This is a genomic window from Posidoniimonas polymericola (assembly GCF_007859935.1).
In the GTDB taxonomy this organism is placed as follows: domain Bacteria; phylum Planctomycetota; class Planctomycetia; order Pirellulales; family Lacipirellulaceae; genus Posidoniimonas; species Posidoniimonas polymericola.
Genome location: NZ_SJPO01000006.1, coordinates 324,210 through 346,531 on the forward strand (window position 1 = coordinate 324,210; position 22,322 = coordinate 346,531).

Annotated in this window: 13 protein-coding genes and 1 tRNA gene; 8 read left to right on the forward strand and 6 right to left on the reverse strand. The window is 65.4% G+C overall.

The window, feature by feature from the left end; all coding sequences use genetic code 11:
* The first annotated feature begins 140 nt into the window (after positions 1-140).
* The 4 genes from Pla123a_RS14015 (at position 141) to Pla123a_RS14030 (ending at position 8,384) form a co-directional block, all read left to right on the forward strand.
* Positions 141-1,331, forward strand: coding sequence for an AraC family transcriptional regulator (locus Pla123a_RS14015; protein ID WP_146587969.1), 1,191 nt, complete (start codon positions 141-143; stop codon positions 1,329-1,331).
* A 1,233-nt stretch (positions 1,332-2,564) separates the two neighbouring features.
* A complete protein-coding gene (locus Pla123a_RS14020) occupies positions 2,565-3,638 on the forward strand; it encodes a TolC family protein (protein WP_146587971.1) in 1,074 nt (357 codons plus the stop codon).
* Between the two features lie 356 nt (positions 3,639-3,994).
* On the forward strand, positions 3,995-5,254 hold the full coding sequence (locus Pla123a_RS14025) for an efflux RND transporter periplasmic adaptor subunit (RefSeq protein ID WP_197527957.1): 1,260 nt from the start codon (positions 3,995-3,997) through the stop codon (positions 5,252-5,254).
* Positions 5,255-5,261: 7 nt separating this feature from the next.
* Positions 5,262-8,384 (forward strand): efflux RND transporter permease subunit, encoded by a 3,123-nt coding sequence (locus tag Pla123a_RS14030; RefSeq protein WP_146587976.1) that lies wholly within the window; start codon positions 5,262-5,264, stop codon positions 8,382-8,384.
* Between the two features lie 455 nt (positions 8,385-8,839).
* Here Pla123a_RS14030 and Pla123a_RS14035 read toward each other — a convergent pair.
* A tRNA-Glu gene (locus tag Pla123a_RS14035) sits at positions 8,840-8,912 on the reverse strand.
* 438 nt (positions 8,913-9,350) lie between these two features.
* Here Pla123a_RS14035 and Pla123a_RS14040 point away from each other — a divergent pair.
* Entirely contained in the window at positions 9,351-12,239 is a 2,889-nt protein-coding gene (locus Pla123a_RS14040) for a cytochrome P460 family protein (RefSeq protein ID WP_197527958.1), read from the forward strand.
* A gap of 11 nt (positions 12,240-12,250) precedes the next feature.
* Here the strand turns inward: Pla123a_RS14040 and Pla123a_RS14045 are convergent, their stop codons facing one another.
* Both Pla123a_RS14045 and Pla123a_RS14050 read right to left on the reverse strand, forming a co-directional pair.
* Positions 12,251-12,769, reverse strand: a complete 519-nt coding sequence (locus tag Pla123a_RS14045; RefSeq protein ID WP_197527959.1) for a hypothetical protein — start codon at positions 12,767-12,769, stop codon at positions 12,251-12,253.
* A gap of 102 nt (positions 12,770-12,871) precedes the next feature.
* Positions 12,872-14,563: an ABC1 kinase family protein gene (locus Pla123a_RS14050; RefSeq protein WP_146587982.1), complete on the reverse strand. Its 1,692-nt coding sequence runs from the start codon at positions 14,561-14,563 to the stop codon at positions 12,872-12,874.
* A gap of 411 nt (positions 14,564-14,974) precedes the next feature.
* On the opposite strand from Pla123a_RS14050, the gene Pla123a_RS14055 reads away from it, so the two are divergent.
* Positions 14,975-15,319 (forward strand): hypothetical protein, encoded by a 345-nt coding sequence (locus Pla123a_RS14055; protein WP_146587984.1) that lies wholly within the window; start codon positions 14,975-14,977, stop codon positions 15,317-15,319.
* A 64-nt stretch (positions 15,320-15,383) separates the two neighbouring features.
* On the opposite strand, the gene cobA is transcribed toward Pla123a_RS14055, so the two are convergent.
* The gene (gene cobA / locus Pla123a_RS14060; RefSeq protein WP_231956466.1) at positions 15,384-16,892 is read right to left on the reverse strand and encodes a uroporphyrinogen-III C-methyltransferase; all 1,509 of its coding nucleotides are present in this window, start codon (positions 16,890-16,892) and stop codon (positions 15,384-15,386) included.
* A 145-nt stretch (positions 16,893-17,037) separates the two neighbouring features.
* Between cobA and Pla123a_RS14065 the strand changes: the two genes are divergently transcribed.
* Positions 17,038-18,615 (forward strand): tetratricopeptide repeat protein, encoded by a 1,578-nt coding sequence (locus Pla123a_RS14065; protein ID WP_146587986.1) that lies wholly within the window; start codon positions 17,038-17,040, stop codon positions 18,613-18,615.
* Positions 18,616-18,691: 76 nt separating this feature from the next.
* Positions 18,692-18,964 (forward strand): 30S ribosomal protein S20, encoded by a 273-nt coding sequence (gene rpsT, locus Pla123a_RS14070; protein ID WP_146587988.1) that lies wholly within the window; start codon positions 18,692-18,694, stop codon positions 18,962-18,964.
* Positions 18,965-19,104: 140 nt separating this feature from the next.
* Here the strand turns inward: rpsT and Pla123a_RS14075 are convergent, their stop codons facing one another.
* The gene (locus Pla123a_RS14075; protein ID WP_146587991.1) at positions 19,105-20,697 is read right to left on the reverse strand and encodes a DUF1559 family PulG-like putative transporter; all 1,593 of its coding nucleotides are present in this window, start codon (positions 20,695-20,697) and stop codon (positions 19,105-19,107) included.
* Positions 20,698-20,765: 68 nt separating this feature from the next.
* Positions 20,766-22,244 carry a hypothetical protein gene (locus Pla123a_RS14080; RefSeq protein WP_146587993.1) on the reverse strand — a complete coding sequence of 493 codons (1,479 nt, stop codon included), beginning with the start codon at positions 22,242-22,244 and terminating at the stop codon, positions 20,766-20,768.
* Positions 22,245-22,322 lie beyond the last annotated feature (78 nt).

Consider the following 22,322-nt stretch of genomic DNA (forward strand, 5'->3'; position numbering starts at 1 on the left):
ACGACCGGCATTAGAATACCGGCGCCACGACGCCTCGGCCACGCGTGTGGGCTCCACGTCAACTTGTTTGCGCAGTGTGTCGGTGGCGAGGGGGGCGGGCGTGTTTCATCCGCAACGCAACTCAGGAATGGCGACGTTGCATGAATCAGGCAAAGAGAATCGCGCTGCTCATCGACACCGCCACGAGTTGGGGGCAGGGGTTAATCGAGGGCATCGCGAGCTTTGCACGCGACCACGAACGCAACTGGCTGTTCTCCATCGAGCCGCGTGGCAAGTACGACCGCATGCTGCTGCCCCCCACCTGGCGAGGCAGCGGCGTCATCGCCCGGCTCACGCACGCAGACCTTGCAAATCAGCTGATCTCCCTCAAGATTCCCGCGGTCAACGTCTCGTGGTACTCGCTCGGCGCCAGCGTAATCCCCCGCTGCACTTGCGACGAACAGGCGGCTGGCAAGCTCGCCGCCGACTACCTGCTGGGGCAGGGGTACCGGCAGTTTGCCTACTGCGGCTCGACCCTAAGAACCAACTACCACGACCGCTTTGGCGAAGCCTTTCGAAGCGCCTTGGCCAACCGGGGACGCGAGTGCCGGAGCTTCCAGCCAGAGCCGGCCGAGTTCGCCCAACTCGACAGCGAGGCCCAGCTCAGACGACTGTCCGACTGGCTCGTCGAGCTGCCGCGCCCCCTGGCTGTACTCGCCTTCGACGACATCCAGGGGCGCCAGATCACCGAGGCCTGCGCGCAGGCGGGACTGCTGGTGCCGCAGGATATTGCGGTGCTGGGGGGCGAGCACGATCAGCTCAGCTCGCGTATCTCCTCGCCAGAACTCTCGGGCATCGACCAGGACCCCCTCGAGGTCGGCTACCACGCCGCGGAAATGCTCGACCAGCTGCTACGTGGAGAGCCTCTCAAGCAGTTCAACCAGATGCTCCCCCCGCGGCGGGTCGTGGCCCGACGGTCAACCGACAAGATTGCGTTGCCCGACGATATGCTGTCGATGGCGGTGCGCTACATACGCGAACACGCCGGCGAGAATTTTCAGATCGAGGACCTGCTTGCCGAGGTGCCGATCAGCCGCCGGGCAATGGAGCTCGGCTTCCGCAAGCACCTCGGGCGATCGCCCCGCGAAGAGATCCGACGCGCCCGTATCGAGCGCGCCGTGCAGCTGCTGTGCGACACCGATTGGCCCGTCACGCGGATCGCCAGCGCCTGCGGCTTCGATCGCCCCGAACTCCTCACCCGCGCGTTCCGCAGGGAACTCGACACCACGCCATCAAAGTTCCGCAAGCGCGGCGGACGCCCAGCGCATACTCAATCAGAATGTGACGCGTGACGGGATCGAGCATTCCGATCCTCGAGAAAGGGGACCAAGGTCTGAGCCCCCGACACTCGGACCAGGCCAACAGCAGAGTCTGGCAGCCATAGCGGCTAGGGCCTGAGGTGAGCCTTGATGGGCACGTACTGATCATGGTCACGGTCAAGAAAACGTTAGAACGCGACGCGAAGTTCTAGTGGTCAGATCATTGGCCGCATTACTACTGATCCCTGCGCCGCCAATGGACCGAGGCTGACCAACGGAAGGCCGGTTTCCGTGTGAGCAGGCTCAATACGGCGGGTTCATTCGCCGCGCAGTCATGAATAGTGAGGCTTGGCGATCGCCGATGAGCGGTAGCACGCTGGCCCAACGAGTTGCCCTGTAGGCATGACGGGACAATTCCCGCTGCGGCATAGTTCTGAAGGGCTCGCCACCGAGTAGAAAGAAAGAGCCGCCGGTGCACTTTCTCCACCTGAACGCGCAACCGCCGTGGCTGGCTTACTCCGCAACAGGTTCTAGGGGGTCGAGCCTTGCCGGGGGCGTCGTCACCGTTACTCCTCGTAGCATTGGGTTTGCCCAACGAAAAAACTCCGTCCCATCGGACGCGTCTGTAATCTCCGAAAACAGAGGCGGTCCGTTAGTCGCCCTCACGTGGCGCTTTGGTGGGGTTAACAACGTCATCTGGTGGCGGTCTGGCGGCGACGGCGGCGTCGGCCGCTCCCCGCCGGCAATCTTGGCGAAGTTTCTGCTGGACCGCACGCCCAAGAGGCGCTCGCGGAGATGGTCAGAGATCATCGACGAGAAGACAACGCTACTCCTACAGCTCGCCGACAGGCTCACGGCCGCCGCCGCGTGGTACGCACTGACTTTCGAAGCAATTTGCTAAGAACAAAGCCATGCAGGGGGTGGCCACCTTGACGATTACGGCATTGCCAACGGCATTTCCGCCTGGGGTCACTGGTTCGCGTTGCAACGGTCGATCCTTCAACTACGCCTATAGTAGTTGCACGCCCTCTCCCGTACCCAGTGGTCACCGATGCCCGCCAGCATCCCGAAATGCATATCGCCATCGGGTGGAACCGCAAGGTTTGTAGCCGGCGGCCTTGCCCTAATGGCATTGCTGGCGCAGGTGGGGTGCCGTTGTGCGAAGCCGGCCTGCGATCCCTGCTGGCCTACCCGGCAACTTGTCTGCCGCACCGGCTATGAGATCGAGCGGCTGCCCCCCTGTCAGGAGTCACTCACGGGGACGGTGTGACCGAAGCCGAGGCGGTCGAAACCGCTCTTGCGAACAATTCTGCCTTCCACGCAACGCTCGCGCAGCTCGGCATGGCCTGCGGCGACTCGATCCAGGCGGGATTGATCACCAATCCGACCGTGCTGATCTACTTTCCTACGAGCATCAAAGAAGGACAGTACACACTGTACGCGCCGATTGAATCGTACTTCTTGCGACCGGCGCGAGTAAAAGCCGCTAATCGTGAGTACCGCAGGGTCGGTCAGCAGCTGGTGCAGAACGGTTTGGACGTTGCACGTGACACGCGGCTCGCCTCCATCGATCTGGCGTTGGCCGATGCTCAGGCGCGGCTCGCTCACGAGGCAATCGAAATCCGCGAGCAGGTGCTCGAACTGACGAACCAGCGGCTCGCAGAGGGCGACATCAGCCAGCTCGAGTCGATTAGTGCTCAGGTTGACAAGCTGAACGCCGCGGCGACCGAAGGGGTACGTCAGCAAGACGTGGCGATCGCCGAGGCCAAGCTGGCCACGCTCATGGGGATACCGCTTGTTGAGGAGCCGCTGCTGCCTGCGGGATTGCCGCGCCCCGAATTGGGGGAACTGGACGAGCGGGCGCTTGTGGCACAAGCGCTCGCGTGCCGCCCCGACTACCACGCGGCCCGCTGGGCTGTCGCCGCTGCCTCGCAGCGTTCGAAGCTGTCGCGCTGGACTTGGCTCCGGCTGGACGGGCTGCTTGACGTGCGGTCCGCCCCCTCGCGAACCGGCGGCGGCGTCCGGTTCGATTTGCCGATCTTCAATCGCAATCAGGGCGGAATCGTGCGGGCGGACTGGGAACTGAACGCCGCCCTGCACTCACGTGATGCAATTCGCGATCAAGTAGTGCAAGATGTACGCACCGCGCGCGGCAGTATCATCAGGCCCGGGAGAACCTCGGTATTTTGGAACGGGAAGTTTCGCCCGCGATCGCCGAGGCGTTGTCGATCGCCAAGAAGGGGTTCGCCGACGGTGGTACGGACTACTTGCTCGTTCTGCAAACCTCGAGCCAGTACTTGGACATCAGGAGCCGCGTACTCGACCAGACCGCGGCGATAGGACGCGCGGTCGCCCAGCTGGAGCGGAGCGTGGGCCGCCGCCTTGGCGCCGGCCCGATTAATATTGAACAGATGCTAAAAGCGACGTCGCCGCCAGAAGAGGTCACTCCGCCGCTCATCAATCCCGCGATTTCCGAAGGCGAGAGTTCCGGACAGTCGAGGCGGGGGTACACCGGTTCCAGCTATCTGCTGGCAGCGCCCAGAAGTCTCCGCTTGGTACTCGAGAGGCTCCGCCACCAAACTCCCAAACGGATTCCATTGGTGAACTCCTCTGCGGCCCCATCTTGGCGACTCTTACCCAGGCGACTGCGGCGATTCGGTACGCGCACCCGGTCGCTTGCGGCGTTGCTGCTCGCCGTGGCTGCCACCGTCACGACGCCGGGTTGTCGCAAGAGCCAGGATGCCAAGCACGACGGGGACGCCAAGCCGGCGGTCGTTGAGAAGCTCCCCGTAGAAACCGAGCTAGCGACGGTCCGACTCACCGAGCAGGCGGCGCGACGCCTGGGGATCGCCACGACCCCGGTCGAACGCCGCGCCGTCTCGAAACGCCGAACGCTGGGCGGCGAGGCGATGGCGCCGCTGGGAAACTCGCTCGTCGTTTCCGCTCCCGTCCCGGGCGTCATCACCCAACATGCCGGCGCGGCAGTGCCACTCCCCGGCGCTCAGGTCGAGCGCAACCAAGTGGTTGCCAACCTTGTGCCACTACTGTCGCCAGAACGCGACTTCATGACTCCTGCCGAGCGCGTCCAATTGGTGGCGGCCAGGGCCAATGTCGTCGCCAGCCAGCAGACCGCCCTGGGCGACCGCCAGCGGAGCCAGGCCGAGGTAGACGGGGCTCAGATCGCTCTCGAACGCGCTGAAAACCTCTTTCGGGACGGGGCTGGCGCACGCAAGGCAGTCGACGACGCGACGGCGCAACTCAACATTGCCCAGTCGAACCTGCAGGCGGCTCAAACGCGGGAGCAGCAGCTGGCTCGGATGCTGGAACAGTTGAAGCGGGACGGCGACTCATCGGCGGCGAGCCCACTCGCACTAGCGGCGCCCATCAGCGGGGTTGTGCGGGCCGTAAACGTCCGCGTTGGCCAGGCGGTTTCGGTTGGAGCCCCGCTGTTTGAGATAGTCGATCTCGACACGATCTGGATTCGAGTGCCGGTCTTCGTCGACCTCCTAGGAACCATCGACAAGGAAAAACCGGCCTACCTGGCAATGCTCAGCGGCCAGCCGCTGCCCCGGACTGCATCGGCCGGTCCTATTGAGGCCCGGCCGATTGCCGCGCCCCCCAGCGCGGACCCGATGACCTCGTCCGCCGACTTGTACTACGAGCTCCGCAACCAGGGCGTTGGGCTGCGGCCTGGGCAGCGGGTCGGAATGGACCTGCCGCTCATCGGCAACTCGGAATCACTTGTCGCTCCGGCCGCCGCCATCATCTACGACATCTACGGCGGGACTTGGGTCTACGCCGCTACCGCGAACCTGGAGTACACCAGGCGGCGCGTAATTCTGGATTGGGTAGACGGCGCCAACGCGGTCCTTTCCTCCGGGCCCGAACCAGGAATGCCAGTCGTTACCAACGGCGCGGCGGAACTCTTTGGCTCTGAATTCGGCGCAGGAAAGTAGCGACGCGATGAGCTGGCTAATCGAAAACGCATTGCGTCTGCGACTTCTCGTGATTGCGCTGGCGATTGCGCTGGTCGTCGTGGGCGTCCGCACATCCGACGAGATCCCCCTGGACGTGTTCCCGGAATTCGCCCCGCCGCTGGTCGAGATTCAGACCGAGGCCCCCGGCATGGCGACCGAGGACATCGAAAGTCTGATCTCGGTTCCCATCGAGAACTCACTCAACGGCGTCCCGTACGTGCAGACCGTGCGGTCCAAGTCGGTGCTCGGCCTGTCGAGCGTCCGCCTGATCTTTGAGCCGGGGACCGACCTGCTCACCGCCCGCCAGCTGGTGCAGGAACGACTCGCGCTCGCGGCTCGACAGCTGCCGCTTGTGGCGCGACCACCGGTGATCTTGCCACCCCTCTCGTCGCTCAGCCGCTGCTTGAAGATCGGCATGTGGTCGGACACAAAATCGCAGATGGAGATGACCACGGTCACTCGCTGGACGATCCGGCCGAGATTGATGGCGGTGCCGGGCGTCGCGAATGTGGCGGTTTGGGGGGAGAAGGAGGCCGAGCTCCGAGTCACGGTCGACCCGGACCGGCTACGCGCCAACAACCTGACCCTCGACAGCGTTCTGCAGACCGTAAGAGACGCGACGGCCGTTGGGACCGGTGGGTTTGTGGACACCCCGAACCAACGCCTCGCCCTGCGGCATGTGCCCGCCGTCTACACCCCCGAGCAGCTGGGGGAGATTGTGGTGTCGTTCCGCGGGCCGTCTCAGCCCGCCGCAGGCGCCACGGCCAACGCCCCGTCCCCGCTGCGGATCCGCGACGTGGCCATCGTCGAGTACGACCACGCCCCGCCTATCGGCGACGCCATCATCAACAACCGCCCGGGGCTGCTGCTAATAATTGAGAAGCAGCCCTGGGCCAACACGCTCAACGTCACGCGGGGCGTCGAGGATGCGATGCGAGAATTACGGCCGGCATTCCCGGGCATCGAGTACGACACCACGATCTTCCGCCCGGCGACCTTCATCGAACGAGCCCTTACGAACCTAGGCCATTCGATGATCGCCGGCTGCGTGTTAGTCGTGGTCGTGCTGCTCTTATTCCTGTTCGACTGGCGGAGCGCCCTGATCAGCGCCACGGCGATCCCGCTGTCGCTACTGGCCGCCGTAATGGTTCTTTCTTGGCGCGGCGGAACGGTCAACACCATGGTGCTCGCCGGGTTGGTGATTGCGCTCGGCGAGGTGGTTGACGACGCGATAATCGACGTGGAGAACATCATCCGCCGACTCCGGCTGAACGCCAAGTCCGCCAGCCCCCAACCCGCGTTCCTCGTCGTGCTCGAGGCGTCCCTCGAGGTGCAGAGCGCTGTGGTCTACGCCACGATCATCGTCATCCTGGCGTTCCTGCCGGTCTTTTTCTTGACCGGGCTCGCGGGCTCATTCTTCCGCCCGCTCGCTTCCGCCTACATCCTCGCGATACTGGCCTCTTTGGTCGTGGCGTTAACCGTCACCCCAGCGATGTCGCTGTTCCTGCTGCCGCAATCGGCCCAGCACAGCTCGAAGGATGGTCCTCTGGTGGCAAAGCTCAAGCGGTGGTACCGGGGCGTGCTCGGCGGGCTACTTCGGCACTCCCGCCTCGCCCTTGGCGCCGCGCTGGTGTTCTTTGCTGCGGTCGCGGCAATGACGCCTTGGCTCGGCGAGGAACTGATGCCCAAGTTCCGAGAGACCGACTTCCTGATGCACTGGGTTGAAAAGCCCGGCATCGGCATCGACGCCATGGACCGCATCACCCTCAGGGCGTCACAGGAACTACTGGAGGTCCCCGGGGTCCGCAACTTTGGCTCCCACATCGGGCGCGCGACCGTCGCCGACGAGGTAGTGGGCCCAAACTTCACCGAGTTGTGGATCAGCATCGACGAGCAAGACTACGACCAGACGGTCGCACAGGTTCAATCGGTGGTCGACGGCTACCCTGGGCTCTACCGCGACCTGCTCACGTATCTGAGCGAACGCATCAAGGAGGTCCTGACCGGGACGAGCGCGTCGATCGTGGTGCGCGTCTACGGTCCCGATCTCGATCAACTCAGGGCGACTGCGGCCGACGTAGCAAGCCAAATCGCTGATATTGAGGGCGTGACGACGCTCAAGGTCGAGCCGCAGGTGCTTGTGCCACAGATCGCGGTCGAGATCCGCCCCCAGGCGGCGTCCCAATTCGGCATCACGCCGGGCGTTCTGATGCAGAGCGTCGCCACACTCGTGAACGGCACGCGGGTCGGCGAGATCTATCGCGACCAGGCGATCTACCCGGTCGTGGTGTGCGGCAAAGAGTCGTTGCGTTCCGACGTTGGAAGCCTCCGCGACCTGATGATCGACACCCCCAGCGGCGCCCAGGCGCCGTTAGACGCGTTGGCGTCCGTCACGGTAGTCCCGGCGCCCAACCAGGTGCTCCGCGAGAACGCGTCCCGGCGTCTCGACATCACCTGCAACGTGTCGGGGCGCGACCTCGCTTCGGTGGCGACTGAGATCGAGAATGCAGTAAACTCCGGCGTGAAGTTCCCAGAAGGCTATCACCCCGAATTCCTAGGCGAGTACCGCGAAGCGAAAGCGTCCCGGCAGCGGATGCTGTACCTGTGCCTGGGATCGATCGTAGCGATCACCCTGCTGCTCTACATCGATTTTGGCGACCTCCGGACCGTCGGTCTGATATTCACCGCGTTGCCCATGGCGCTGCTATGCGGTGTGCTGGGCGTCTTCGCGAGCGGCGGGATCGTGTCCCTTGGTTCGCTGGTCGGGTTTGTCACCGTGCTGGGGATCGCCGCCCGCAACGCCATCATGCTCATCAGCCACTACCGGCACTTGCAGGCCGAAGAAGGCGTCACCGACCGCAAGCAACTAATCCTCCAGGGCGCCGAGGAGCGACTCGCCCCGATCCTGATGACCGCCCTGACCACCGGCCTGGCCCTCACGCCGCTGGTTATCACTGGTGAGCTCCCCGGGCAGGAAATCGAGCACCCCATGGCGCTCGTCATCCTCTGCGGCCTTGCAGGAGCGACAATAGTCAACCTGTTCCTGCTGCCGGTCCTCTACGGGGTGTTTGCCGTCGTCAACGAAGAATCTCAGCCGACAGCGAGCTAACGCTACGGCGCCACCTAGCGCCACGCCAAGGCGCCCCTCTCGCATAACACCACGTCGATGGCGAGTCGAGGACGATGCCGCTGTTTCTTGAACTCCCGCCCGACCTAGAAGCGGTGCGTAATCAGCCTGAGCCGGACGCGTGGTACGTGATCCTCAGCTACCGGAGATCCAAACCCAACCTCCGGACGCAGATTCAGTGAATCCTTCGGAACGCTGAGCTCTCTTACAACCTGAGGGCGACTCGCCAGACAGAGCTGTCGGACGACTATCCCGCAAGTCTGACCGTGAGAAAGCCGCCGGCGACCGGCCTGCGGCCGAGAATGTGACGCAAAATCCGACGCAACAAGCGCACTCAGAGGGTGGAAACGCCTCGCAAGAAGAAAGCGAAGAAGGCAGTTTCCCCCGGGGATTGCCGGGGATTGCTTCAAACTGCGAGAGCGTGCAAGAACACGTAGTACCCCGTAGGGGAGTCGAACCCCTGTCTCCGCCGTGAGAGGGCGGTGTCCTGGGCCACTAGACGAACGGGGCATCTTGGACGCAGCGGGTAGCGAGGCGTAGGCCTCGCTGCCGCTAGCGGTGGTAAACCTGACACGAGCACCTGACATCAGGCAATCGGGTCGGGTTCACCAGATCTCGGACGGCAGGGCTAGTGATTCTGCCAGTGATCGCCGCCGCCGGTGGACGCCGCTCACCTCCCAAGAACGCGTCAGTATGCCGATCTGGCTGGGACTGCACAAGCCCTAACGGGGGTCGACTCCTGGTCGTGCGGCGGTCTCGCTGGGGGCCCGACGCTCTGCCGCGAGCTGCGGAGCCATCGGGCGAGCGATCACTCGTCATTTCTCGGCATCTCGTGGCGTCAAACGTCCTGCGACCCGCCAGAACGAGGCTACAATAGGGCGTCTGTGCCTGTGACGCCACCCGCCTGAGCAACCTGCTTTGATGCCCCCCTCACCGAACCCTCACCGCTTGATTTTATGGCTGTTGCTGGCGGCCGCTTTGCAGGCGACCGCAGGCTGTGTCGAACGGCCGGCGGCTAACGCCGAGAAGACTGCGGCGCCCGCGGCGGCGGGGTTGCCAACCCCAAGCGAGATTTCGGTCGCCGCGTTTGAGGCCGAGCTGTTTGCTTTTGTGAAGGACAGGCGGTATGTCGAACTCGACTGGAAACGGGACAAGCGGGTCCGCGATACGGGCCCGTACATCCGCGGCGTCTACTACGGCACCCACCCGGCAGTGCGGGTGTTCTACTCGCCAGAGGTGATTGCGTGGCTCGAGGGGGGACGCGAAGGCGCAATCCCGGACGGCGCCGTAATCATCAAGGAGCAGTACCCGCCTCCGGCGGCCAGGCACGCCGGCAAGAGTGAGGAAGAGCTACGCGACTCGCTCGAGTCGTGGACCATCATGGTGAAGGATTCGAAGGGGTCGCACGACGGGTGGTTCTGGAGCAACCCGGGCGCCGAGCAGGAGGTGGTCGACAACCATCAAGACTTCTCACACCCAATCTCTGGCTTCGGGCTGTACTGCGTCCGCTGCCACGCCTCGACTCAGTCGCCGGGCGTCGCGGCCGCTAGCCCCGAGAACGAGTTCACGTTCTCTTCGCTCCGCAACATCGCCGGCTACGACGGCGAGCCGATTGTGTTCCGCGTTGACGAGTCGTGGCGCAGGCCGACCGAGTCCGCCCCTTCCTCCGAGGGTGAGTCGGGCAAGCAGATGGCCGAGTCGACCTCCGGCTCTCACCCCAGCTGTACACGCTCGGGGGGGATGACGCCGTGCGTGCCGGGCGTGAACCCAGACTTTGTCGCGTTCTACGACGGCTACCAGTCTATCGACCGGGCCGAGGTCCAGGACCTGCCGCCGACCACGCACGACTGGGTCGCCAAGCAGGAGGCGGGCGAGCCGCAGCAGTTCGTCACCTCCAAGCAGTGCATGAGCTGCCACGCCGGGCTGATGGAACCATACGGGCCGACCATGTTCGTTCCCACGGGCGACGATCACGCCTACGGAGCCACGGGCCGGAACATCTCGCCTCAGGGCGAGTGGCAGTGGACGCCAATGGGTCTGGCGGGGCGCGACCCGGTGTTCCTGGCGCAGCTCGAGAGCGAGAAGGCCATGCTCGCCAGCGAGTTCGGCAAAGACCCCGACCAGGCGTCGCGGCTGTCGTGCTTGCTGGAAGACACCTGCCTGAAGTGCCACGGCGCGATGGGCCGGCACGAGTTCCACGCCTGCGGCGACCGCCAGGGCGACACGTTTGGGCTTGAGCTGTGCGAGGCTACCCACGACCCCAACTCGCCGATCGGAGAGGGCGACGCCCGCCTCGGCGCGCTCGCCCGGGACGGCATCAGCTGCATGGTCTGCCACCGGATGCAGGAGCGCCCCCAGCCGGAGGACGACGACCGCCCGTACCTGCAGTACTTCCTCGAGACCTCGGTCACCGGCAACCTGTACCTCGGCCCGCCGGACGAGTTGTACGGGCCCTTCAAGGACAACGAGATCACCGCGTACCCGATGCAGCACGCGCTCGGCATCACGCCGAAGCACAGCGGATTCCTGCAGACTTCACGGATGTGCGGCGTCTGTCACACCGTGACGCTGCCGGCGGTCGACGCGCCGCTTGGGGGGCACGCGGCCGACGAGCTGAACGCCAGCCAGGTAGTAAAGGAGTTTGCCTCGTTCCATCACCACGTCGAGCAGGCGACCTACCTCGAGTGGCTCAACAGCGGCTACGAGAACGAATTCAACACCGCCAACCCCGACGCCCAGACCTGCCAGGACTGCCACATGTCCCGCGGCCTGCACGACGAGGAGCAGGGCATCGCGATGGACTCGCTGCCGACGCGGATGGCGATCATTCAGGACGTCACCTACCCCGACGCCGAAAACCTGGCGTCGCACAAGGACATCGACGTCCGGGTCCGCGAGGAGGGGTACGCCCGGCACAACTTCTCGGGACTCAACCTGTTCCTGCTAGAGCTGTTCGAGCAGTTCGACGACGTCCTCGGCGTGCGCACGCAGGACTACATGACCGGGTCGAAGCTCGAGATTGAGAACGCCCGCCGCAACTTCCTCAACACCGCGCGGAACAAGACCGCCGAATTAGAGGTAGCCTCTCGGCGCGACGGCGACGACCTGGTGGCCACGGTGACCGTCCGCAACAAGGCCGGGCACCGCTTCCCGTCGGGAGTCGGGTTCCGCCGGGCATTCGTGGAGCTGACGGTGGTCGAGCTGCCGGCGGAGCAGGGGGGCGAAGAGCGGGTGGTGTGGGGATCGGGACGCACCAACTCGGTCGGCGTCCTAGTCGACGGGCGGGGGCGGCCACTCCCCACCGAGCTGTTCGACGAGGACCTGCTCGACAAACAGCGCCACCAGCCCCACCACACCGAGATCACCCAAGAAGACCAGGCGCAGATCTACGAGTCGCTGCTCTGCAACGCCGAGGGCCGCTTCACCACCAGCTTCCTCCGCGGCTGCGAGACCATCAAGGACAACCGCCTGCTGCCGAAGGGCTGGACGCCGCTCGGGCCTTCGCCGGACCTCACCGGACGGTACCTCGAGGCGACCCACCCCAAGGGAGACGCCGCCCAAGACCCGCTCTATCGAGACGGCAGCGGCGCCGACAAGGTGACCTACCGGGTGCGGCTGCCAGAGGGCGTCGACGCGGAGCGAGTCGAAGTGCGGGCAGCGCTGTACTACCAGGCGATGCCGCCGTACTTCCTGAAGAACCTGTTCGACCGCTCGCCCGATGGGCCCGCGACCCAGCGGCTGCATTTCCTGCTCAGCAACGCCAAGCTGGCCGGCACGCCGATCGAAAACTGGAAACTGCTGATCGCCAACGCCGTGAGTAAGCCTGCTGGCGAGTAGGCGCCGGTTGCTCAGGCGAGGGTGGATTCGATGCCGTGCCGCATGCGGAGCCCCTCCAGTGAGCTCCAGACCCGCCGCGACAACAGGTTGATGATCTCGGTGCGGCTCAATCGGCTGAACGCGATGTCGCGGAGCGCCAGCTCGTCGGCGTTCAGCACGACGCTGCTGCCGCTGGTGATCAGCGGGATGTCGTCGTTGGCAGTCATGACCGCGTGGGCGAGCGTGTTGGCGAGCTCTTCGTCGGTAAGCCCTTCGAGCATCGCCCGGCGGACCACCTCCTGCTCGCGCGACAGCGATAGCCGCCGCCGCTCGACAATCAACCGGTGGATCTGCACGAAGTTGATTATTAGGAACGCGACGTGCCAGAACGTCGGCCCGTACATTGGCGTTGGCGAGCAGGTCGTGAAGAACACCACGCCGAATGCCAGACCGCAGCAGGTCAGGATCCGCAGCCAAAGCATATCGCGGCCAAGGAACGAAGCCAGGTAGAACAGGTTGGCGGTGTGTATACACCAGTCGTCGAGGATCACGGGTGAGGCTCCGGCCCAGGGCGGCAGATCAACGGTGGGGTTTCTAAGGAGTAATTTCGGTCCGCGGGGTCGGCCAGGCAAGCCCCAAAACGTGCGTTTGCCCTATTTCCCTTGACCGGTAGGGTCCGCCTGGTCGGTCGTCATCGAGCGGTACACGAGAACCAGGCCGAAAGTCGCGGCCGAGATGAAGAACACCAGGGCGATGGCTGGGTAGCCCAGCAGGGTGAGCGAGGTTTCGAGGTGCATCATCAGCGACGCCCCCACGATCAACGCGGCCAGCACCAGCCCGGTAGTGACCCGGTTGGCGACCTTCTCGAGGCCGGCGATCAGTTTGTGCTCGTCAATCGCGTCGACCTCAACCTTCAGCCCGTTGCTGGCGATCAGTTCGGTGATCCGGTTGGCGCGCTGCGGGAGGTGCTGCAGCAGGTCGGCGCCCTCGAGCATCGCGTTGTAGGCCTGCTGCAGCGACAGACGCTGCCGGCTGTGCAGCCGCATGATCTCGGTGGACTGCGCACGGATAATCTCGGTCGGGTCGAGCGTTGGGTCGAGCGTCTCGACCACGCGGTCGAGGTTCAGCAGCGTCTTGCCGAGCATGTGGAGCGCGTGCGGCAGTCGGAGGCCGCAGCTCGAGGCAATCCGCTGGATTTCCATGATGCCCGGCCCAACGCTGAGCTGGTCGACGCGTTTGCTCTCGTTTTCGGCAACCAGCTGGCTGATCTGCTTGTGGAACGCCCCCTCGTCGAAGCTACGTCCGGCCGCGCCCATATCGAGGGCGGCCCGCGCAGCCTCGTCCCCCTCACCATCGGCTAGCGCCAAAAGCAGCTGCAGCAGCGACCGCCGCTGGTCCTTCGGGACATGGGTCACCATGCCGAAATCGAGCAGGCCGATGCGATGGTCACGCGTCAGCACGAGGTTTCCCGGGTGCGGGTCGGAGTGGAACACGCCGTCCACCAGCAGCTGGTGCAGGTAGACGGCGACCAGCGCCTCGGCCAGGCCCCGGCGGTCGACCTCCAGCAGCACAGCCGGGCTGACATCGGTGATCTTCGCGCCCGACAGGTACTGCATCGTGATCACCCGCGACGAGGTGTAGTCGTCTATCACCTCGGGAATGATGAACTGCTCGTAGTCGGCAAGGTTCTCGCGGAGCGCGGCGGCGTTGGCGGCCTCTTGGCGGTAGTCGAGCTCGTTTAGCAGGCTCTCGCGGAGGGTCTCAATCAGGGCGACCAACCCCGCCTGGCGGCCGAATTCGGTGCGTGCCTCTAGCAGCTCGGCCATCTCGTGCATCGCGTCGAGGTCGTCGACAATCTGGCCGCGGATGTCGGGCCGCTGCACCTTGACGATGACGTCTCGGCCGTCGCGGAGCTTGGCGCGGTGGACCTGGCCGATCGAGGCGGTCGCCAGCGGCCGCTCACTGAACTCAGAGAACCCGCGGGAAAGACGCACGCCAAGCTCTTCGGATACGATCCTCTCGATCGTCTCATACGGAGTCGACTCGACGTCGTCCTGCAGGCGTTCGAGCGCCGCCAGGTAAACCGGCGGCAGCAGGTCGGCGCGGGTCGAGAGGAGCTGGCCCAGCTTGATAAACGCCGGCCCCATTTGCTCGAGGTCGTTAGCCAGTTGCTCTGCCCGCTGCCGTTCATCCTCCGACGCGGCCGTGTCCTGGACGTCGCCGCACTGGTCACGAAGCCCGGCGTCGTCGAGTAGATCAGAACGGCCATACTTGACTAGCAGTTTCGTGATTGCTGCATAGCGAGACAGTTTTTTAGGCTGCAGAGCGATCAAGGCGGGCCTCATAAATCCAGGGTCGGAGGGAGAGTTAGCTCGACGGCGACCGACCGCTGTCGGGACGCCGCAGCGAGGGAGAAGCAATTCCTGTGACAATGGGTAAGATGGCGGCCGTTTTCTTGGCGTTTGCGTGCCCGGAACCGGCACATTTGCCGCTATTCAGGACGTCGCGAGGCCAGTGGCCGTCAAATCCGACAGCCAATGCCGGCGTGGTTGCCTAGCATCCGACCGGCCGGCGGCCAGCCTGGTCCACCGATGACCAACTAAGCCTAGGAAAGCCGGGTTTTCGGAAGTGGCACGCCTGTTGCTTCCCAGGGTCTCAACCCCGCGACTAAAACAAGGCGACGCGGGCTGCCTGAGGACGGAGTCGCTTGTCGCGACCGGAGGCTTGCGTCGTCACCTACTGAAAAGGAGCTACCCATGCGCGTTACGAATCTGCTGAGCCTTGGCCTTGCGAGTCTACTGGGCGCCGGCCTGACCCTGTCGACCGGCTGCGTCGACGACGAGCGTCACGAGATGAACAAGCCGGTCATCGAGAACGAGTACGACGAGACCGAGGCCGACCTCGACGCCACCGGCGAGGCAATGGAGAACGACGCCGAAGAGGCTTGGAATGACACCAAGGAGGCCGCCGAGGACGCCACCGACGCGGTTGTCCCGGATGAGGAGAAGGTCGACGTCGACAGCCCGCTGGGCGATGTCAACGTAAGCGAGGATCCGGTAACCGGAGACGTCAACGTCGACGTCGACGCCGACAAGGAGTAATTGGCCCTGAGGGACCAAGCGAAAAGTTGCAGCCGCCCCGCGTAACCACGCGGGGCGGCTTTTTCTATGCGCCGCAGCCGCGGAGGATTGCCTTGATGACGCCGTCGGCCGTGTACTCGTCGGCGACCAGCGCCGCCGGGTAGCCGAGCTCCTCGAGCACGCCCGCGGTCAGCGGGCTGATCGCCACCAGCTTGGTGTTGCGGAGCGCCTCGCCGAACAACGCGACCAACGACCGAGCGATCGCCGAGCTCGTCACCGTTGTCCATGGGACTTGGCCAGTATTCAGGGCTTCGGCGATATCGGGATCTGGCGTGGTAACGTCCGAGCTGAGGTAGGCCACGACCTGTTCGATTTCGGTGCCGGCGTCGGCGAGCATCTCGGCCAGCACCTCACGCCCTCGGCTCGCGCGGACCAGCAGCACGCGTTTTTCGCTGCACTCGGGCGCCAGGGCCTCGGCGAGCGCCTCGGCCCGGTACTCCGCGGGGCAGAGGTCGGCGGTCAGGTAGTGCTCGGCCAGCGTCTCGACCGTGGCGGGTCCGATTGCCGCCAGCTTTACGCCGCCAAGCCGCCGGGCGTCGCCGCCACACTGGTACACGGCCGACATAAACGACTCGACGCCGTTGCTGCTGGAGAACACGATCCAGTGGAAGTCGCCGCAGCGGAGCGCCGCGTCGTGGAGGTTCTCGATCTGCGGAGGCGGTCCGATCTTGATCGCCGGCTGCACCAGGCACTCCGAGCCGAGCTCGCGCAGCCGCTCGACCATAGGCGCGGCCTGGTGTCGGGGTCGGGTGACCAGCACGGTCTGACCGAACAGCGGCCGGCCACTGAACCACTCCATCGCTTCGGGCCGGCGCGCCACCGGGCCGACGATCGCCACCACCGGCGGGCGCACCTTGCCGGGCGCCAGCACACCGGCTACCTCGCCCAACGTGCACTCGAACGCCTGCTGATCGGGCAGCGAGCACCGCCGCACCAGCAGCACCGGCGTGTCGGCGGGCCTGCCGTGCTCCAGCAGCCTGCTGCTCCACTGCTCGGCGGTCGTGACCCCCATGTAGATGACCAGCGTGCCGGGCAGCTTCGCCAGCGCCGCGTAGTCGAGCGAGTCCTCGTCCTTGCCCGGCTTCTCGTGCCCCGTGAGGAACGTGACGCAGCTCGCTTGGTCGCGGTCGGTGATGGTGACGCCGGCGTACGCGCCGCTAGCGACCGCGGTGCTGATGCCGGGGATGATCTCGAATGGGATGCCGGCGGCGGTTAGGGCGTCGAGTTCCTCGGCCAGCCTGCCAAAGATGCTGGGGTCGCCCCCCTTGAGTCGCGCTACGGTCTTGCCCGCCTTGCCGCACTCGACCAGTTTGGCGTTGATCTCGTCCTGCTTCCACAGCTTGCCGTGCCCGTGGCGGCCCAGGCAATAAAGCTCGGCCCCGGGGCGAGTCCATTCCAGCACCCGCGGGCCGGACAGGTAGTCGTACAGCACGACGTCGGCCCGCTCGAGGCATTCGCGTCCCCGCACCGTGATCAGGCCCGGATCGCCTGGGCCGGCGCCGATCAGGTAGACCATTCCCGGTTGCGGATTCATGTGGCGCCTAGACTTGCTCGCGGGGTGTGGATTCCAAGCCGACGACCGCGTTAATCGATACCAGCGGCCTGAACAGCATTATGCCGCCTCGGAGCCGCCTCAACGAGGCGCCCCGGCGCAGCCCTAGCCAACCCGCGGTGATACGATGGATAGTACGAGCCCGCTCTTCAACCGCACCGCGTCGACGACATTCATGTCCGACCCCTCAGAAGCCCCGACCGACTTCGCCCCCCGCGCGGGACGCGGCGTCACGGCCGCCACCCGACAGCGGCTCGAGGCCTTGCACACCCGGGCCAAGGCGTGCCTCGAGCGGGGCGACCACGACTACGCCCACGACCTGCTCACGCAGTGCATCGCCGAGGACCCTGGATCGCTGATCTACGCCCAGACCTTCCGGGCGAATATCGCCAAGAAGTACGCCGGCGGCGGCAAGAAGAGCTCGATGTTCGGTTCGTTGGTCGGCAAAACCGGCCGCGCCGCGGTCGCCAAGGCGGCCGGCAAGGGAGCCTGGACCGAGGCCTTCACCGCCGGCTGCCAAGCGCTCAAGAAGAACCCTGTCGACCTGCCCGTGCTGCGCGAACTCGCGACCGGCTGCGGGGAACTCGGCCACACCGAGACCCAGCTCTTCTACCTCCGCTGGGCCCTCGACCTCGATCTGCACGACGTCGAGACCAACCGACTCGGCGGCGAGGCGACCGCTAAGTCGAAGCAGTACGAGCAGGCAATCGCCTGCTGGCAGCGGGTCCTCAAGCAGAAGCCCGAGGACGAGGAGGCCCGTCGGGCCATCTCGCGGCTCAGCGTCGAGCAGACCCTGCACGAGGGGGGCTACGACCACGAACTGCTGAAGGGCGAGGGCGCGACGCCCGACCTGCCGGCCATCCGCGTGTCGGACCTTGCCTCCAAAGAGTCCGACGGCCAGCCCCGCCGCCCGGCAACAATCTCTGCCGAACCAGCAGCCGAAGAATCAATTGTCCCCCCGCTGTCCCGCGAAGAGCTCGAGGAGGTCGTCGAGGAAGAGCCCAAGAACCTGACGGCCGCAGGGCAGCTCGCCCGTATCCTGCACGTCGCGGGGGAGAGCACGGCCGCGATCGAGCTGCTGCGGCGGACGCTCGCCGCGTCGCCCGATCCCGAGTCGCCCGATCCCGAGTCGCCCGAACAGGCCAAGCTCGAAGAGGCCCAGCTCCAAATGACCCGCGAGCACGTCGAGGCGACTCAGGACCGCGCCAAGGCGACCCGCAAGCCGGCGGAAATCAAGCAGGCCAAGCAGGCGATGGTGCTGTCCAACCAGGCCGAGCTGGAGGTTTTTGCAGCCCGGGCGAAGCGGAACCCGGCCAGCGTGCGGGACCAGCTCGAGCTCGGGCTGAGGCTCAAGCGGGGTGGGAACCACCGTGAGGCGATCAAGGCCCTGCAGGCCGCCCGCGGGGACGCACGGCGGGAAGCCGAGGTGCAGCTGCACCTTGGGGAGTGCTTCCAGCACATCGAGCAGTTCAAGCTCGCGGCCAGCAGCTACGAAGCCGCGATAAAGGCCTCCGCGACCGAGTCGGCCCACGCCTCGGAGGAGACCCACAAGCTGGCCCTGTACCGCGCCGGGGTGCTCGCCCTAGGGCTGGGGGACCTCGATCGGGCCGAAAACCGCCTGACCGAGCTGGCCGGGCACGATTTTGGCTACCGGGATGTTAGTGACCGGCTGGACAAGATCGCCGATTTGCGTAAAAATGCGTGACTCGCAGCGGGAGGCTGCGATCGCCCAGCGCCGTTCAAGTCTGCGCCATTCACCCCCAAGAGTTTTTTCGTCGGCCATGCCAAATTCCGCCAGTGCTCGTAAGCGTCTCCGTCAGGACCAGGCCCGTCGCCTCCGCAACCGTTCGGCTAAGGCCTCGGTCCGCACCCAGCTGAAGAAGCTCCGCAAGGCCATTGAGGCCGGCGAGGTCGAGACCAGCGAGAAAGAATTCATCACCGCGACCAAGCGTCTGGACCAGGCGGCCGCCAAGGGCCTGATCCACGCCAACGCGGCTGCCCGCTACAAGAGCCGCCTGAGCAAGGCGATCAAGGGCATCAAGACCGCCAGCTAAGGCCGGTCGGCAGCAAGCCAATCACGAGCCGTGGCGGAGCTGCGGCCGGCGCACCTACGCGTGGCGACACAAACCAAGCCGCGCTCGTCAACTGACGAGCGCGGCTTTTTGCGTTGGCGGCGTCGGCATGCGCAACGCGGCTACCATTGGCTGAGGTCACGGATCTCTTCGCCGTTCCGCGTGAGCGCCTTCAGAAATTCGGCAGGGGGAATCTCGATACTTACCGGCTTCACGCTGCCGTCAGCCCGGGCGGCGACAAAGCTGCTCCGACCCTCCTGTCGCAGCGTTGCTAGTGGGTTTGCTTCATGAAACTGCCAGTCGGCCGGCTTGGTCCAAGGAACGGCGTGCTCCGGCGCTACCTCGACGATCATAAGCGTATTGGAGCTGCCATCGGTGATATCCCGGAATGTCAGCCCCTTGGCCATCGTGAAGCCACGATTCTCAATCAGCTCGGCATCGGCGGCGGTTGGGAAGATGGTCCTCGGCCCTACCGGGACTTGGTAGACCGTCATTCCCCGGCGGTTAAGGTCGGGACGGGCCGGGTTGGCGAACACGTCGGGCATCTCCGCAACAAGGGCCAAGTTGTGCGGGCTGTCCCACGGCTCGTCGAGCCGGAAGCGGCGCCAGAGGTCGCCTTCCTCAAGATAGGGCAGGATCGCGACCCGCCAGGAGAGCAGCGGTCTGCCCTTAGGGTCGCGGAGGGCGGCCATCGCGGGCAGGCTGCCGTTGGCGCTCTCGAAGTTGAGGATGCCCAACGCAAGCTGCTTCAACTGCTGCATCCGCCCCTCGGTGCGGGCCCGTTCGACGACTTGACGATAGACGGAAGGCAAGACAGCGCCGAGCAGTTCATCTGCTGCTGGCGAGCCGCCGCGGAGCGACAGCGTGATGCTCGCCCCGTCGACCTTAGCAGGAAACGCGGTGGAGAGCGGTTGGGCTTCGCTCCCCCCGTTCCGCCACTGAGCGAGGAGTCCATCCAACGCCGACAGTCCCGCGGACGCCAGTGGCTTCCACTCCTGCGCGGCAGCCGCATCCTTACCCGCAACCGAAAGTTCGACCTCAAAGGGGTCAAGCGAAACTGTCACCGACGCGTGCCGGGCGTCGGCGATTAGGTCGCCGGTCAACGCTTCGCAGGGCGTCTGCATCGCGGGCCACAGCTCGCGGATCACGTGTCGGGCGTCCTGGCCGGGCGACACGACGATGGTGATTGCCGGTTCGTCGCCGCGAGCCTCCTGCAATGCGGCAGCAAGTTCTTCTCGCTTGGCATCGACTTCTGATTCGGACTTGTAGCGGTCGAGTGCCCGCTGGGATCCAACGAGCAGGCATTTGTCGGCCTGCTGAATCCGCAGGCTGTGCGGCGTGTCGCGGGGCCAGCCGAAGCCGGCGAACAATTCATCTAGGCGGGCCGCCGCGTCAGACGTACTGGCGTCTTCCGCCAGGCTAATCGCCAACACTGGGCCCGACATAGTCTGCAGGTCCTGCACGCCGAGCACCAGCGTGGCGTTGACCACCCCGACTTCTCGCAGGGCCTCGAGAGCGCGGCGTGCTTCGTCAGCCACCTCCGGCGAGTAGCGGGCGAGCTCTCTCGCAATAGTGGGCGGCTCGGCGTTCTGGACTTCGGCCGTTGCGACCAGCAGCGTCTGGTCGTCGGCAAGTCGGCGCCAGACGGTGTCCGCGGCGCGCGACGTGGCGACACCAATCAGGACGACAACAGCAACAGCGATTCTTGTGAGCACGGCTATGATTCTCCTCACGAGGAAAGTTTCGGAGCGGCGTCGAGTCAGGTTACGGTCGGCGCCGCCTGCTAATCCGCGAGCCGGATCTCGTACCGACGATTCACACGGTGGCCGTCCGACCACGGCAGGTTGAATGTAGCTACGCCGGCTTCCAGCGTGTACTCGAACGGCTCGCCGGTCGACGGGTTGTTCGGTACGGGGACGCACGTCACGTCGGCCAGCTCGGCCGGCAGCTCACCGGCCTCGGCGGCGTGCATCCGCACGGCCTCAACTGCCCGCAGCAGCGCGGTCTCGCGTTCGGTCCGGGCCACCGCGTTGCAGCACGTTCTCACCGCTGGGGTCAGCATGTGGGCAATCGGGATCAGTTCCCGGTCCGGGTCGTCCGAGAAGGGGCCCGACTGACGCAGCCGCTCCCACGCGGGGTCACCCTTGCGGACCTCGCTCCACGGCAGGTAGATGTCTTTGGCCGCCGCGTCGGCGTGCACGCGATAGACCCGCGCGCTGTAGATCGCCAGCACCCGGCCAACCGCCATGCCTTCGACCTCGTCGCGGCCGTAGCCCCAGTCGACCAGCCGCTCCTTGGCGTGCGAGTAGCCAAGCACACCGGCCCCAACGCCGCCGAACGTCGAGGACAACTGACTAGAGACGTCCCTCGAATTGCCGTTAAATCGCTCTAGCTGGGCGAACGCTCCGCTGAACCGCCGGTTCCACTCTGCGGGTGCGTAAGAGGCGTTTTCTGGATCACGCAGCAGCGGAAACACACGCGGGCCGAGCGACATCTCGAACTGCACCGCCTCCCGCAGCGAGAGGTTCGGCTCGGGCAGCTCGGCGAGCGCCCAGTAGAGGTTGGGCGAGTCCGGCGCAGCGATCAAGTCGAGCGCGTTGTTGTTGGTGATGCCAATCTCCGCGATGCCGACTAAACCACAAACAAGAAATGGGACCTGGGCCGTGTCGTGGCCCATGCGGTAGTTGATCCGCATCAAATCGACCGCGTCGGCGTAGCGGTGCTCGGCGATGGCCAGGCGGGTGTGCAGAGCGACCATCCGCGTCAGCTCGCGCATTGCCTGGATCTCGGGAAGCAAGAACTCGATGGCCTCCATTCCCTCCAGCGTTTCCGGTGCGAATCCCCAGTCGACCCGCTTGCAGTCGGCCCCAGCGCGGGGTCCGTGGGTGACGACTTTCTCCGAAAGGTTGGCAGCCTGACGCACCTTGTCGAGCGGCAACTGGCTAATCGGCACATCGGCGTCGAGCCAGTCGTACCACTCCCGACCAACCTTCTGCTCCATCGCGGACTGGGCGCCCCGCAGGATGTTCTCGGCGTGGATCCGGCGATAGTACGCCGGGGCGTTGCCCTCCTTGAGCTGGTCGAGCGGCTTGATCAAACGGTACGCGAACGCCGGCGTCGGCTCCGCCGCCGGCGTGACCGTCAGGCGGAAGACCTCGACCTGGTGGTCCCCGTCTTTGGAGTCTTCGTCGGTCGTTACGAGCTCCGCAAAGCACGGCGGCGCCGTTAGAGCTAGCAGGAGGATAGGAGCAAATAGTTTCATCGAGAGACCCTTCCCGAGAGGAGCGAATTGGATTGACTGGAATGCCTAGCAGTACGTCCGAGTCGAGCGTCTCGAACG

Excerpts from the sequence above, each read along its gene's own strand:
- Pla123a_RS14065 (WP_146587986.1), top strand. The coding sequence starts at position 17,038 with ATGGATAGTACGAGCCCGCTCTTCAACCGCACCGCGTCGACGACATTC.
- Pla123a_RS14055 (WP_146587984.1), top strand. The coding sequence starts at position 14,975 with ATGCGCGTTACGAATCTGCTGAGCCTTGGCCTTGCGAGTCTACTGGGC.
- Pla123a_RS14015 (WP_146587969.1), top strand. The coding sequence starts at position 141 with ATGAATCAGGCAAAGAGAATCGCGCTGCTCATCGACACCGCCACGAGT.
- Pla123a_RS14080 (WP_146587993.1), bottom strand. The coding sequence starts at position 22,244 with ATGAAACTATTTGCTCCTATCCTCCTGCTAGCTCTAACGGCGCCGCCG.
- Pla123a_RS14030 (WP_146587976.1), top strand. The coding sequence starts at position 5,262 with ATGAGCTGGCTAATCGAAAACGCATTGCGTCTGCGACTTCTCGTGATT.
- rpsT (WP_146587988.1), top strand. The coding sequence starts at position 18,692 with ATGCCAAATTCCGCCAGTGCTCGTAAGCGTCTCCGTCAGGACCAGGCC.
- Pla123a_RS14050 (WP_146587982.1), bottom strand. The coding sequence starts at position 14,563 with ATGAGGCCCGCCTTGATCGCTCTGCAGCCTAAAAAACTGTCTCGCTAT.
- cobA (WP_231956466.1), bottom strand. The coding sequence starts at position 16,892 with ATGAATCCGCAACCGGGAATGGTCTACCTGATCGGCGCCGGCCCAGGC.